General features: G+C 42.0%; 17 protein-coding genes. 12 read left to right on the plus strand and 5 right to left on the minus strand.

What is annotated here, in order from left to right; all coding sequences use genetic code 11:
- Positions 1-19: 19 nt before the first annotated feature.
- Together ftsH and rsfS are read right to left on the minus strand one after the other, a co-directional pair.
- Positions 20-2143 carry an ATP-dependent zinc metalloprotease FtsH gene (ftsH, locus tag EOD41_RS05580; protein ID WP_127703810.1) on the minus strand — a complete coding sequence of 708 codons (2124 nt, stop codon included), beginning with the start codon at positions 2141-2143 and terminating at the stop codon, positions 20-22.
- 63 nt (positions 2144-2206) lie between these two features.
- Positions 2207-2581, minus strand: coding sequence for a ribosome silencing factor (rsfS, locus tag EOD41_RS05585; protein ID WP_127703811.1), 375 nt, complete (start codon positions 2579-2581; stop codon positions 2207-2209).
- A 94-nt stretch (positions 2582-2675) separates the two neighbouring features.
- Between rsfS and EOD41_RS05590 the strand changes: the two genes are divergently transcribed.
- From EOD41_RS05590 to pfkA, 4 genes are read left to right on the plus strand one after another with little or no spacing between them, the layout of a single operon-like run.
- Positions 2676-3398 carry a biotin--[acetyl-CoA-carboxylase] ligase gene (locus EOD41_RS05590; protein WP_240663202.1) on the plus strand — a complete coding sequence of 241 codons (723 nt, stop codon included), beginning with the start codon at positions 2676-2678 and terminating at the stop codon, positions 3396-3398.
- Between the two features lie 6 nt (positions 3399-3404).
- Positions 3405-3851, plus strand: coding sequence for a protein-disulfide reductase DsbD N-terminal domain-containing protein (locus tag EOD41_RS05595; protein WP_205780499.1), 447 nt, complete (start codon positions 3405-3407; stop codon positions 3849-3851).
- Between the two features lie 10 nt (positions 3852-3861).
- Complete coding sequence (locus tag EOD41_RS05600) at positions 3862-5568, plus strand: protein-disulfide reductase DsbD family protein (protein WP_127703814.1); 1707 nt, start codon at positions 3862-3864, stop codon at positions 5566-5568.
- Positions 5565-6542, plus strand: coding sequence for a 6-phosphofructokinase (gene pfkA, locus EOD41_RS05605; protein ID WP_127703815.1), 978 nt, complete (start codon positions 5565-5567; stop codon positions 6540-6542). The genes EOD41_RS05600 and pfkA overlap by 4 nt, the downstream gene beginning before the upstream one ends.
- Positions 6543-6649: 107 nt before the next feature.
- Here pfkA and EOD41_RS05610 read toward each other — a convergent pair whose 3' ends face one another.
- Positions 6650-7180, minus strand: a complete 531-nt coding sequence (locus EOD41_RS05610; protein WP_240663203.1) for a 5' nucleotidase, NT5C type — start codon at positions 7178-7180, stop codon at positions 6650-6652.
- 148 nt (positions 7181-7328) lie between these two features.
- Here EOD41_RS05610 and EOD41_RS05615 point away from each other — a divergent pair, with 148 nt between their 5' ends.
- From EOD41_RS05615 to EOD41_RS05645, 7 genes are all read left to right on the plus strand, one after another.
- Positions 7329-7865, plus strand: a complete 537-nt coding sequence (locus EOD41_RS05615) for a 30S ribosomal protein S16 (RefSeq protein WP_127703816.1) — start codon at positions 7329-7331, stop codon at positions 7863-7865.
- Positions 7866-7946: 81 nt separating this feature from the next.
- Positions 7947-8471 carry a ribosome maturation factor RimM gene (gene rimM / locus EOD41_RS05620; RefSeq protein ID WP_127703817.1) on the plus strand — a complete coding sequence of 175 codons (525 nt, stop codon included), beginning with the start codon at positions 7947-7949 and terminating at the stop codon, positions 8469-8471.
- Positions 8472-8538: 67 nt separating this feature from the next.
- Positions 8539-8982: a hypothetical protein gene (locus tag EOD41_RS05625; RefSeq protein ID WP_127703818.1), complete on the plus strand. Its 444-nt coding sequence runs from the start codon at positions 8539-8541 to the stop codon at positions 8980-8982.
- A 4-nt stretch (positions 8983-8986) separates the two neighbouring features.
- A complete protein-coding gene (locus tag EOD41_RS05630) occupies positions 8987-9187 on the plus strand; it encodes a helix-turn-helix transcriptional regulator (RefSeq protein WP_127703819.1) in 201 nt (66 codons plus the stop codon).
- Positions 9188-9291: 104 nt separating this feature from the next.
- Positions 9292-9966: a tRNA (guanosine(37)-N1)-methyltransferase TrmD gene (gene trmD / locus EOD41_RS05635; protein WP_127703820.1), complete on the plus strand. Its 675-nt coding sequence runs from the start codon at positions 9292-9294 to the stop codon at positions 9964-9966.
- A gap of 156 nt (positions 9967-10122) precedes the next feature.
- On the plus strand, positions 10123-10470 hold the full coding sequence (gene rplS / locus EOD41_RS05640; protein WP_127703821.1) for a 50S ribosomal protein L19: 348 nt from the start codon (positions 10123-10125) through the stop codon (positions 10468-10470).
- A gap of 77 nt (positions 10471-10547) precedes the next feature.
- The gene (locus tag EOD41_RS05645) at positions 10548-10928 is read left to right on the plus strand and encodes a helix-turn-helix domain-containing protein (RefSeq protein ID WP_127703822.1); all 381 of its coding nucleotides are present in this window, start codon (positions 10548-10550) and stop codon (positions 10926-10928) included.
- 269 nt (positions 10929-11197) lie between these two features.
- On the opposite strand, the gene EOD41_RS05650 is transcribed toward EOD41_RS05645, so the two are convergent.
- Entirely contained in the window at positions 11198-12508 is a 1311-nt protein-coding gene (locus EOD41_RS05650) for a hypothetical protein (RefSeq protein WP_127703823.1), read from the minus strand.
- Between the two features lie 137 nt (positions 12509-12645).
- Here EOD41_RS05650 and EOD41_RS05655 point away from each other — a divergent pair, with 137 nt between their 5' ends.
- Positions 12646-13410, plus strand: coding sequence for an SDR family NAD(P)-dependent oxidoreductase (locus EOD41_RS05655; RefSeq protein WP_127703824.1), 765 nt, complete (start codon positions 12646-12648; stop codon positions 13408-13410).
- 106 nt (positions 13411-13516) lie between these two features.
- Here the strand turns inward: EOD41_RS05655 and EOD41_RS05660 are convergent, their stop codons facing one another.
- On the minus strand, positions 13517-14212 hold the full coding sequence (locus tag EOD41_RS05660) for a phosphatidylserine decarboxylase family protein (RefSeq protein WP_127703825.1): 696 nt from the start codon (positions 14210-14212) through the stop codon (positions 13517-13519).
- Between the last annotated feature and the right edge of the window lie 4 nt (positions 14213-14216).

Genomic DNA, 14216 nt, shown 5'->3' on the forward strand with positions numbered 1-14216 from the left:
TTTATATTTATTTAGCTAATTACTTTTTAGTATCGGTACCGCTCACGTCTTTTTCTTCCGGGTTGCGGTTAAAGGTGCCAGAATGGTCGCTTACACCTTCGTGTACAAGGTTTTGAGCAACAGGTTCCTGATTACCCTGATCATTGCCGTTTACAAATTCATCATAAGTAGTACGATGATCAAACGGGCGCTTACCTAAAATCTCTTCCAGGTCCGACTGGAACAAGATCTCTTTTTCAAGCAGTTTGTTAGCCAGTTTTTCCAAGCCTTCACGCTTCTCGGTTAGCAGCTTTTTGGTCATGTCGTAAACATTATTGATCAGGTTACGTACTTCCTCGTCAATCAGTTCCGAAGTTTTTTCGGAATACGGTTTGTTAAACTGGTACTCGCCCTGGGTGTCGTTAAATGATACGTTACCAACTTTAGGGTTCATGCCATAAATGGTAACCATGGCATAAGCCAGCTTGGTGATACGCTCAAGGTCGTTTTGCGCTCCGGTTGATATTTTACCGAAGGTGATATCCTCGGCAACACGGCCACCCATTGTCATACACATACCGTCAAGCAACTGCTCGGTAGTGTACAAAAACTGCTCTTTAGGCAGGTATTGCGCATAGCCCAGCGCGGCAACACCACGCGGAACAATTGATACCTTAACCAGCGGATCGGCATGCTCCAGGAACCAGCCTGCAATGGCATGACCCGCTTCGTGATAGGCAACAATGCGTTTTTCTTCAGGAGAGATGATCTTATTTTTCTTTTCCAAACCACCAATGACACGGTCAATAGCATCCTGAAAGTCCTGCATATCTACCGCCTCTTTGTTTTTACGGGCTGCAATAAGCGCCGCCTCGTTACAAACGTTGGCAATTTCGGCGCCAGCAAAACCCGGGGTTTGTGCCGAAAGTTTTTTGGCATCAACACCTGCTGCCAGTTTAACCGGTTTCAAGTGTACCTTGAATATTTGCTCGCGGCCAACCAGATCGGGTTTATCAATAGATACCTGCCTGTCGAAACGGCCCGGACGTAGCAAAGCTGAGTCTAATACGTCAGGACGGTTGGTAGCGGCAAGGATAATGATACCTGAATCGGTACCAAAGCCGTCCATTTCAACCAGCAATTGGTTAAGCGTATTCTCACGTTCGTCGTTACCGCCTACAATATTGTTTTTACCGCGGGCTCGGCCAATAGCGTCAATCTCGTCGATAAAGATGATACATGGCGCTTTATCTTTAGCCTGGCGGAACAAATCACGTACGCGCGATGCACCCACACCAACAAACATCTCCACAAAATCAGAACCTGACAGTGAGAAGAATGGTACCTGAGCCTCACCGGCAACGGCTTTAGCAAGCAGTGTTTTACCTGTACCCGGCGAGCCTACAAGTAACGCACCTTTAGGTATTTTACCACCCAGGTTGGTATATTTTTTAGGGTTTTTCAGGAAATCAACAATTTCCATTACTTCCTGCTTGGCTTCTTCAAGGCCGGCAACATCGTTAAAGGTAACGGTTACTTGTGCCTCTTTGTCAAACAGGGTAGCTTTTGATTTGCCAATGTTAAATATCTGGCCGCCCGGACCGCCGCCTGCACCACCACTCATGCGGCGCATAATAAACATCCATACCACTACAAGCAATACACCCATGATGATCAGCTGGAAGAACGAGTTCGACAACCAGTTTTCATGGTGTACATACTCAATTGGTGTTTTTTGCGCATCCGGTATATCTTTTTCAGCAGTGTTTATCGACTGCTTCAGGCTTTCGTATGATGCATCAGTAAAAGTATACTGAGGCCCGCCCGAACTAAGGCTAAGCGTACGCTGCTGTTTGTTTACATTAGCATATTGCGGCTTTTTTGCCAGACTATCCTTTTTAATGTAAACATCCGCATAAACCAGTTCGCCGCTTTTATAAACCTCAACTTTTTCAACATCGCGGGGTTTCAGCATTTGCGTTTCAAACTGCTGGTATGAAATCCGCTCGCCGCCCGAACTGTCCATTATGGTTGGCACAACAAGCAGCGCTATAATAACTACCGCATAAAGCCACATCAAGTTAAACTTAGGCGGCTTTGGCGATATCTTTTTATTCGTAATTTTCCGTATTGGTTTTGGCTTGTCCAATTTATTATCTTTCATTTTTTTACCTGCTCAAACTTACAATCAATAATTCAATAATAGCAAATACTATAAGTTGTATGCTTAAGCGCTTTTATAACTTTTAATTTCGGCATCTCCCCACAACTCCTCAACTCCGTAAAACTCACGTTTATCTGTTCTGAAAATGTGAACTACCACATCAATATAATCAAGCAGTATCCATTCACTGTATTCAAGGCCTTCCTTGCGCCACGGCTCTTGTTGCGTAGCTTTGAATATTTCTTCCTCAACACTATTGGCAATTGCACGCACTTGAGTTGATGAATCGGCATGGCATATCACAAAATAATCAGAAACCGAACTGAATATGTTCCGAAGGTCTAACCGCACTATATCATTCCCTTTTTTTTCCTGGATGCCGTGTATGGCTAATTCAGAAATGTAAGCGGATTCATTTTTCGCTTTATTTTTTACCATTAAAAAGAATTAGTTTTGAAAACGATTTTAATACACAGAATATTATACTTTGCAAAGTAACATATTTTCACGATTATTTGTTGGACAAAATTTAGTGTCGCTTAAAGAAGTTGACTCCACAAATACATTCCTGAAAAATGTATTGTCAAATTCCAAGCCAGTACCCGACGGAACGGTCATAATGGCAGAAGCGCAGTATGCCGGCCGCGGGCAGCAGCAAAATGGCTGGCATGCCGAACCAGGTAAAAACCTTACATTCAGCCTGCTGTTAAATCCTGTATTTTTATCCATATCACAACAATTTGATCTTAACCGGGCAATAAGCCTGGGCGTTCATTATGCCCTCAAACCCATACTCGGCGAACCCTTAAGCATAAAATGGCCTAACGATATATACTATGACGATTATAAGCTGGGTGGGATTTTAATTGAAAACATTTTATCCGGAGAAAAAATTAAACATTCGGTTATCGGCATAGGTATCAATGTGAACCAGGACGAATTTCCGCCCCATGTGCCTAACCCGGTTTCGGTAAAGCAAATCTTACATAGTGATTACGATTTAAGGCAATTATTATTGGAAATTTGCGGCGGCATTGAGGCTTATTACCTCAAGCTGAAAGCAGGTAGAACAGACGAACTAAGAAGCGGTTACCTTGACATACTTTACGGATTAAACGAAAGCCGTAATTATAAGTCTAACGACAGCGTTTTTGAAGGAACAATTAAAAATGTGACCCCTGAGGGTTTACTGGTTGTAAATACTCTGAATGGTGATAAATTGTTTGGCCTTAAAGAAATTGAGTTTTTAAAATAAATAATAATGAAGAAGATACTTGGATTATTAGTGATGGTGTTTATTTCGGTTAGTGCGTTTGCGCAGATCGAATCACATGTTAAATGGTCGTACGCGGCAAAAAAAGTAAGTAAAACAGAAGCGGTTGTTTTTATAAAAGCCACTATGGATGACGGTTGGCACATATATTCACAAAACGTTGCAGAGGGCGGTCCGGTAAAAACATCGTTTACCTTTGCGCCATCAAAAGACTTTACGCTTGTAGGCAAACCATCCGAGCCTAAAGGTATTACTAAGTTTGAAAAGGTATTTAGCATGAATGTTACCTATTTTGAAAACTCGGTTATATTTCAGCAGAAGATAAAGCTTAAGGCAGCTAAAACAACTGTAAAAGGTAAGCTGGAGTTTATGACCTGTAACGATACTAAATGCCTTGCGCCTACAGAGGTTGATTTCAGCATACCGGTAATTTAATTGCTGAAACATGGCCTTTTTAAAAAACATTAATTTTAAACACTTTGCATGCCTGTTACTGGTAACAGGCATTTTATTTAGTGGCATTTACACCGCAAAAGCACAGGATACGGTTTCAACTGAAGGGATTGAGTTTACTGAAATACCAACTGCTGCCGACAGCATGGCTGCCGTAAAAAAAGCACAGCAGGAAAAGAAGGTTGAAAAGCCGCAAAAGAAAGAAGTGGTTGTTAAAGCTCCCGTTGAGCAGAAAACACTATGGCAGATATTTTGGGCCGGTTTTATAGGTGGACTTATAGCCGTTACTATGCCCTGTATTTACCCTATGCTGCCGCTGACTGTTAGTTTTTTCACTAAGAAGGCCGGTTCAAAAAGTAAGGGATTGTTTCAGTCGATTATTTACGGTGTGTCAATCATTATCATTTATGTAGCGCTTGGCTTGCTGGTTACACTGATATTTGGTGCTGATGCGTTAAACGCCTTATCAACAAACGGCATCTTTAATATATTTTTCTTTCTACTGCTGATTGTATTTGGCATATCTTTTTTAGGTGCGTTCGAAATTACGCTACCAAGCTCACTTGCAAATAAGCTTGATGAAAATTCAAATAAGTCGGGCCTTGTAGGGATATTTTTTATGGCGGCTACGCTTGTGGTTGTTTCTTTTTCTTGTACCGGTCCAATTATAGGGACGCTATTAGTTGATGCCGCTGCACGTGGCGCACGCCTTGGGCCGGCTATAGGTATGTTTGGCTTTTCGCTGGCTTTGGCATTGCCATTTACATTGTTTGCGTTGTTCCCATCAGCGCTTAAAAGCCTGCCTAAATCAGGCGGGTGGCTTAACAGTGTGAAGGTGGTACTTGGTTTCCTGGAACTGGCATTCGCGCTAAAATTTCTTTCAAATGTCGATCTCGCCTATCACTGGAACTGGTTCGACCGTGAGATTTTCCTGTCGCTTTGGATAGCCATTTTCTTCCTGATGGGATTGTACATTATTGGTAAGCTTAAATTTTCGCACGATAGTGACCTTGCTTACCTGTCGGTTCCCCGTATATTTTTAGCAATTATTGTTTTCGCTTTTGTGGCCTATATGATACCGGGCTTATGGGGGGCGCCGCTTAAATCGATCAGTGCGTTTTTACCACCGCCTGCTACGCAGGATTTTTACCTGTCAGATGTTGGTTCTGCTCCGGCTGTAGCGCAAAAAACATCAGTAGGCGAACCTAAATATGCCTCTATTTTTCAACGTGCCAAGGTGAAAGGTATTAACAGTTGGTACGACTATGATCAGGCCTTACAAGTATCAAAAGAATTGAAAAAGCCTATTATGATAGATTTTACCGGCTGGAATTGTGTTAACTGCCGTAAAATGGAGGTTGATGTTTGGGAGAACCCTGAAGTTTTTAAGCGTTTGCGAGATGAATACGTTCTGCTTCAGCTATATGTGGATGACAAAACCGCATTGCAACCACAAGAAGTTTATATATCTGATTTCAGTGGCAAAAAAATTACTAATTTAGGCGCCAAATGGAGCGACCTGCAGGCCTCGCGTTTTAACGCAAATTCGCAGCCGTTTTATGTTTTGCTCGATAGTGATGGTAACCTGCTGTCAGACAGCGTGGGCAACGAAATCGAACCGTCGGGCGCTGAATTTAACGTAAGCAAATACATTAAATTTTTAGATAGCGGTATTACTGCTTATAAGAATAAACAATGACCCAAATAAAAAATATAGGAGTTTTTACTTCGGGCGGCGACGCGCCCGGCATGAATGCCGCCATACGCGCGGTTGTACGTACAGCTTTATACCATGACATGCAGGTTACCGGCATACGCCGTGGCTACGAAGGCATGATTAATGGTGATTATGAATTTTTACACCGTAAATCGGTTTCCAACATTATACAACGCGGCGGCACTATCCTTAAATCAGCCCGCAGCGAACAGTTTAAAACTGCCGAAGGCCGTAAATTAGCGCACTATCAGCTTAAAAAGCATAATGTTGACGCGCTGGTGGCCATTGGTGGTGATGGTACTTTTACAGGCGCTAAAGCACTTTACGAAGAATTTGGCATTCCGGTAATTGGTTTACCGGGTACTATTGATAACGACCTTACCGGTACCGATTATACCATTGGGTATGACACTGCTATCAATACCGTAATTAACGCGGTTGACAAGATACGCGATACTGCCGAATCACACGACAGGCTTTTTATTGTAGAGGTTATGGGCCGTGATTCAGGTATGATAGCCCTGCGCACCGGTGTAGCATCAGGCGCAGAAAGTGTTTTAATACCTGAAAGCAAAGATGATTTGGTTGGTTTGTTTGACAGACTTGAAAACGGACGTAAAGATAAATCATCACGTATAGTTATTGTAGCCGAAGGTGAGCAGGAAGGCGGCGCATTCCACATAGGTAACATTGTAAAAGAAAAATTCCCGCATATTGATACTCGTGTATCAATACTGGGCCATATACAACGCGGTGGTAAACCAACATGTATGGATAGGGTGTTGGCCAGCCGTTTGGGCTATGCCGCAGTTGAAGCGTTAAAAGCAGGCCGCAGTGGTGAAATGATAGGTGTTATTCATGATGAAATAGCCTACACCCCGCTTGAAAAAGCTATTGAAAAAAGCTCAGAAATAAATCTGAATTTATTAAAGATAGTAGAAATACTGTCGCTGTAAAGCGCACTTTGTCATTTCGACGAGGTACAAGGAGAAATCTTCTGAAACATACATGCTTAATAGCAAAGTCTTAGAAGATTTCTCTCTACGTTCGAAATAAAATCATTTTATAGTAACAACTTCCCAACTTCTTCCCAGGTGTTCACACGCTCGTAATCGCAAACAGCAAGGTTATGGGGCGAAGTAAACAATATCTTCCGGCCGCCGAAATTGATGAAGTTTTTAACGCGGTCGTCAATCATGATATCTACATCAACTATCTTATGTCCGCAGAAGACAATGTTGGTCCACGAGATAAAAGGAAAATGCTCGTTCAGCCATTCCAGCTTAGCTGTCATTGAGTATTTGAATTCCATCGCTGCCGATACAATGTAAACGTCATACTTCTCGTGCAACTGCTGTACAACAGGTATGGCGCCTTCCATTACGGGAATATCCCTGAAAAAGCCGGGTTCGTTGATGTATTCTCTTAAGGTATGACGTATCTCTTCGGGCAATACTTCGTTAAATTCTTTACCGGGAAAATCGTTTATGCCAATTTTGGTGTTATGTCTTTGCTCGTATATGGTAATGAATTTGCCAATGGTATCGGCCAAAACCTCGTCCATATCAATGGCAATGCGTAGCTTATCTCTCATAGTGTTAAAAATACACTTTTAAAACGTGTTTCAACTGTTATTATTTCATTATGAAAATAAGTGTTTTAAGTATCGCAAATTTTTGTACCTTTGCGTCCCCGCTGAAAGAAACTCCGGGGGTAATGTTGAATACATATTAAATTAAAACATGGCAACTAAAATAAGATTGCAAAGACACGGTAAAAAAGGCAAGCCTTTTTACTACATTGTGGTAGCCGATTCACGCGCTCCACGCGATGGCCGCTTTATTGAGCGTTTAGGTTCATACAACCCAAACACCAACCCAGCTACTATCGATATCAATTTTGATAAAACTTTTGAGTGGGTAGATAATGGTGCACAACCAACTGATACCTGCCGAGCTATCCTTTCATACAAAGGTGTGTTGTACAAAAAACACCTGCAAGGTGGTGTTAAAAAAGGCGCTTTAACCCAGGAACAGGCTGATGCAAAATTTGCTGAATGGTTAGACCAGAAAGAAGGTAAAATCACCGGTAAAAAATCAAACCTAACTTCAGCTAAAGAAGAGGCACGTAAAGCTGCTTTGGCTGCTGAAGCTAAAAGGAATGAGGAAAGAGCTGCTGCAATTGCCGCTAAAAACACTCCTCCGGCTGAAGAAGAAGCGCCAGCTGCTGAAGGCGAAGAAGCTCCGGCTGCAGAATCAACTGAAGAAACTGCTGAATAATTATAACATTCACACAACATTACATAATGGCGATGCACCTGAAACGGTCATCGCCATTGTTATTTAACAGGAAAGCATAGCATGAAAACCGAAGACCACTTCAGAGTAGGCACCATATTAAAAACTAAAGGGCTAAAAGGTGAGGTGCAGCTGTATGTTGACTTTGAGGGACTTGAAGCAATAAAATTCAATGCCGTATTTGTTGAAATAGCAGGTAAACTGGTGCCTTTTTTTATTTCATCAATTAAATATCCGCAAAAGGGTCAGGCTTATATATATTTTGAGGATGTTGATTCGGTAGAAAAAGCATCTGTACTGGTAAAGAAAGATGTGTACCTGCCCAATAAACTCAAACCCAAAAAAAAGAAGGAAGAATTTACACTGAAGGATGTAAAAGGCTTTATAGCTATTGACGAAACCCACGGCGAGCTTGGTGAAATAACTGATGTATTGGAATATCCGCAACAGGTTATTGCATCGGTTCGGTACAACAACCGCGAAGTGCTGTTCCCGCTTAATGAGGCGATTATAACCGGTATTAATGCAGAAGATGGTGAGCTGTATGTTAATTTGCCCGAAGGGTTGCTGGATATATATATGGAGTAAATATTTGTAAAGAATACTTGACTTTTGTAAAGTTTGTTTTACATTTGGTAAATTAAACTTTACAATAATGAAAACACGTTTCTTATTTCCTTACCATTGGCGCAAAATTGGTGTCGCCTTATTTATCTTAGGTTTTATCGTATCTGGCTTAACTCTTTATTTTCGTGATGCTATAGCTATCTGGTATTTTGAGCATAACCCCAAAGGGAAGCCCTTATTTGATGAGCTCACACATGACATTTCCTTGCTACTGTGGATATGTGGCTTATTCCTCACTGCTTTTACAAAAGAAAAAATTGAAGATGAACAAATAGCACAGTTAAGGCTCGATTCGTTACAATGGTCGATTTACTTTAACTATGCTGTCTTAGTAATATGTATCATTCTTATTGATAGTTGGCATCTTATGTTAGGAGTGGCTGCCCATTACATATTTACTCCGCTTATATTCTTTATAATTCGTTTTAGATGGGCTATATATCAGGCAAACCGTTCACTGAAAAACGACTAAGCGAATGAAAAACACTATCCGCGTTGAACGCGCTATAAAAAATATTACCCAAGGTGAACTGGCTGATTTAATAGGCGTATCCCGCCAAACTATAAACACCATCGAAAGCAATAAATACGTGCCGTCAACTGTGCTCGCGCTAAAAATAGCTCGGGTATTTAATAAGGCCGTTGAACAAATATTTGAGCTGGAAGAAGGGGATTGAGTTTTGTGTTTCAGAAATTGCAGATCAGAGGTTAGTTTTGCCAGTTTTTGATAAGCTAATTACTGCTCTCCAATCACTACTCACTAATCACTATCTTTGCACCCATGCGTTTTGATATTATAACCGTACTGCCCGGTTTACTCGATAGCCCGTTTGCACACTCAATTTTGCAGCGTGCGCAAAAAAAAGGTATAACCGAAATTGTGGTGCACAACCTGCGAGATTATGCTACCAACAAGCATAAAAGCGTTGACGATTACCCTTACGGCGGTGGCAGCGGAATGGTAATGATGATTGAGCCATTCGCGGCCTGTATTGAGAAGCTGAAAAGCGAACGCGAGTACGACGAAGTTATATTCATGTCGCCCGATGGTGAAACGCTTAACCAGCAGATAGCCAACCAGCTGTCGGTAAAAGGGAACATCATTATTTTGTGCGGGCATTACAAAGGTATTGACCAACGCATACGCGACCTGTTTGTTACCCGTGAAATATCCATTGGAGATTATGTGCTGTCGGGCGGTGAGCTGCCTGCGGCTGTGTTGGTTGATGCTGTGGTAAGGCTGATACCCGGTGTATTGTCTGACGAGACTTCTGCCTTGTCTGATTCTTTTCAGGGCGACCTGCTTGACGCGCCCGTGTACACTCGCCCTGCCGATTGGAATGGGCATAAAATTCCGGATGTTTTGTTAAGCGGACATGCCGGTGAGATAGAAAAATGGCGTTTTGAGCAGGCACTCGAACGTACTAAAACCCGCCGGCCCGATCTGCTGAAATAACTGCTGCTGTCGATTTTAGCTTAAAAAGAAAGCATTTTTCGCCACAGCAGACAAATATTATAAATTTTTAAAAACCGTTTTTAGTTACCGAAAAAAATCCCTATACTTGCAATCCGATTTTTACGGGCTAAAAATCGCTTTTAAAGGCTAAAAATCATGGATTTAGTAAAATTTGTAGAAGAGCAATCAGTAGTAAAAAAAGAAGTTCCGTCATTCAAAGCGGGCGATACTGTAAGCGTACATTATAAAATCAGGGAAGGTAACAAAGAACGTATTCAGATTTACCAGGGTGTGGTTATTCAGCGCAACAGTGTTGGTACTACCGAAACTTTTACTGTTCGCAAAATGTCAAACGGTGTTGGTGTTGAGCGTATTTTTCCAATCAACTCGCCAAACATTGAAAAAGTAGAAGTTAACAGCTACGGTAAAGTACGCCGCGCGAAATTGTTCTACCTGCGTGCACTTACCGGTAAAGCAGCCCGTATCAAATCAAAACGCGTTTAATTTCCGCTTTACAGCACTACGATATAAACCTTTCCGTTTTACGGAGAGGTTTTTTTATTTTTAGCTTTTAAACAGCTATGGCGCTTCCCCAAAAATATCTGAACCGTAAAGAAGAAATATTTCAGAATTACCTTTCTCTTATTGACAGGCATATCGATGATATACTTACCGGTCGGGTTGAAAAAATGTATGAGCTACGGGATATGGCTGCCGAGTTATTTATTCATCCCGGGCATTTAAGCAACGTTATAAAAGTGCATACCGGCCTGCATCCATGCTATTTTTACGAAAAGAAACTAATTGAAATAGCCAAGAACCTTCTGCAAGACCCTGCCAACTCCATTGCCGAGGTTGCCCGGAAACTTACTTACGACCCATCAAACTTCACTAAGTGGTTTAAGTTTTTTGAGAACTTAACGCCTTCTCAATACAGAAAGAGTTTAGCGGCGGAAAATTAATTACATAATGGTGAAATTAACAGAACCGAGCCTGACAAGCCCTAAATAACAAATAGTTCCGGCATCAGCATGACCGGACAGCACAGGCTAAGCTACAGCAAAAACTTTAAAAGGTCAGGGTGCAGCCGGCAGCTTTTCTTTGGTTCGTTTCTTTTGGCTGTCCAAAAGAAATGAACATCCACTGGCTATAATATCGCACAGAGCATTCCTAACGAAGAACTGAGTTTAAGAGATTGCGGGGCTTACAGCAATTACGTGCTTTTAATAGCTTACTTCTTCACTAAATCATCCGGATCAACCTGATGGCTTAGCAACTGCCCGAACAGCTCCCAGCGTTTTTGCTGGTTTTGCGGTGTACCACCGTTACGCTCGATGTATCCGCGTATCAGGTCTTGCCCGTAATTGTAGTTGATAACGTAGCTGCGGTATTTTTTAATAAAGCTTACCGATTTGTTAGCCGTCTCATCATTCATAAGGCAGTACTTTTTAAGTTTCAAAAGAGCTTTATAATCTGATAGCGAGTCGGCCAGCATGCCACGGGCAACTTCATTGCGTGCGTAGTTAAGTTTGCCTTTAATTTCAAGCGCCCTAAAATAAAGGTCGGCGTCGGCAGTATCCAGGCCAGCCAATGGCAACAACTTCGTTTTTACAAAGTGAACCTTCTCTTTACCCGGAAAGGCAAGCTCTATCCCATAGTTTGCACTGCCTTCGGCAATAAGAGATTGCGGGCTGAACAAAGGATACAACGACATTTCAACCCAGCCTTTATCGTGATACAGATTTTTCTCAAGCAACATGTTGTACACGTGGTGCCCCGGATAGCTTTCGTGGCTGCCCACATCAATGGCGCGGTCAATAAATATTTTGATGTCGGTGTTGATCTGTATTAAACTCTGATAATTACCCTTGTACCAGTTATACCCCGACCATGGCTTATCATTTACAAATTCCAGCTTGAATGATTCATTCGACGGCAGTTTGTAATGTGCCAAAGTACGCTTACGCGCCTCTGCAATGGCTGTTTTCATCACCACGTCAAGTTTGTCTTCAGGAATGATGAATTTCTTTTCCAAACGCTGAAAGCGGTTGCTCACACTGCCACTTCCGGGCAGGATGCTGTCCAAAAGATCTATCTGCTGGTCAAAATACTCATCCGGATATGAAGGCGCAACTACGCCAAAAAGTTGTTTCGACTCCTGGTCGAATGGTAAATAGTCGCCTGAATATATGCGTATACGTTCACCAAATGCTATTAGCTGCTTGTACATCCAGTTGGCACGTAAACGGTTTGAATCTACGACAGCATTGCGTGATACATCCTTCAACTCGTTCATCAATACGTTTATGGATGCCAACAAACTGTCTTTAGGAAACTCGTCATCAGTAGTAACAGAATCTTTCGGTTTTAATGAATCGGGGCCGTAATAAGCGTCAACAAAATCAGTATCGTACTGACCGATGGTAAGGCCAAGACGCACATATTCACAAGCCAGTAAGTTTAGCTTTTTGTTTTCATTTTCAGCTTGTTTTGAACACGACAGAACAAACAAAACGGGTAGCAGGAAAAATAATTTCTTCATAGGATGTACCGGTGATTTGCAGTGACGAAGTTATTATTAAAAAACTGAATTACTCACCATTTATTCTGAAACTGTCACCATAATGCATCAGCACAAAAGCTGCAATTTTGTTTTATTAAATATTAAATACATATAACATGGCACATACTAATAAAATTACACTGATAACCGGCGGCAGCCGCGGATTGGGACGCAATACGGCTTTAAAGCTCGCACATGATGGACACCGCGTTGTTATCACTTACCGGAGCAAAAAAGAAGAAGCGCTTGAAGTAGTTAAAGAAATTGAACAACTCGGCAGCGAAGCAATCGTTCTGCACTTTGACCAGGCTGATATTAAAAGTTTTGACACCTTCAAAAATGAACTTATTGCCGGTATAAAAGAGAAATGGAATGCAGATAAGATCGACTTTCTGATAAACAATGCCGGTATTAACCTTACCGGATTGATTGCTGATTTTAGCGAAGAGGACTTTGACAGCCTGGTAAACGTTCATTTTAAAGGCGTATTCTTTTTAACTCAAAAGCTGTTGCCCATACTTGCAGATGGTGGACGGATAGTTAACTTTTCAACCGGACTGGCGCGCTTTGTATTGCCGGGTTATGCAGCTTATTCGTCAATGAAAGCGGCTATTGAGAACTTTACAAAATATCTCGCAAAAGAGCTTGGTAAGCGTGGTATTACCGCAAACACTGTAGCGCCGGGGCCGATAGAAACTGACTTTACCCGCGATTCGTTTGAAGAAGATCCTAAACGTAGAGACTTTCTGGCATCACAAACGGCTTTGGGAAGGGTCGGTCAGCCGGATGATATCGGTAATGTAGTCGCTTTTTTATGCAGCGATGCCGCGGGCTGGGTTACTGCGCAGCGTATTGAAGCGTCGGGCGGTACATTTTTATAGCGTGCCAATAAAATAAAGTGAGGCGTTAAACAAAACAGCGATGGGTTTCAAACCCATCGCTGTTTTGGTATGTATTGTGAATGCCGGATATTTCGGCGATTTATTGCTAAGCCTCTTTAATGATTTTTGTAGGTTTAACTGCTGCAGGCAATTCAGCCAGGACGGTGCGGCCGCCTTTAACCACATCGCCAATATTTACGTTGACCTTAGTGCCTAAGGGAAGAAAAATATCCACCCTTGAACCGAATTTAATAAACCCGAACTGCTGACCTTGTTCAACCTCGTCGCCTTCTTTTACATACCATACAATACGGCGGGCAAGCGCTCCGGCAATCTGGCGGAATAATACTGGTACTCCTACGTGATTTTCAATCATAATAGTAGTACGCTCGTTCTCGGTTGACGATTTTGGGTGCCAGGCAACCAGGTATTTGCCCGGGTGATATTTAAAGTATTTTACTACACCGGCTATGGGATTGCGGTTAACGTGCACATTTATAGGCGACATAAACACCGATATCTGTATCCTTCTGTCTTTTAAAACCTCAGTTTCTTCAGTTTCTTCTATTACCACAACTTTGCCATCGGCAGGACAAAGCACATGTGTTTCGTTGGTATCAATTTTCAGGCTCGGGCTTCTGAAAAACTGCAGGATAATAACAAATAACAGGAACGATAAAATATAAACGAACCATTTAAGTGCATGAGCGTCGGGCAGGTAAAACTGGATTATGGCGTTCAGCACGAAAATAAACAGGATGCAAAGAGCGATGGAGGTGTATCCTTCTTTATGAATAGTCATGATT

This window comes from Mucilaginibacter limnophilus, assembly GCF_004005815.1.
Taxonomy (GTDB): Bacteria; Bacteroidota; Bacteroidia; order Sphingobacteriales; family Sphingobacteriaceae; genus Mucilaginibacter; species Mucilaginibacter limnophilus.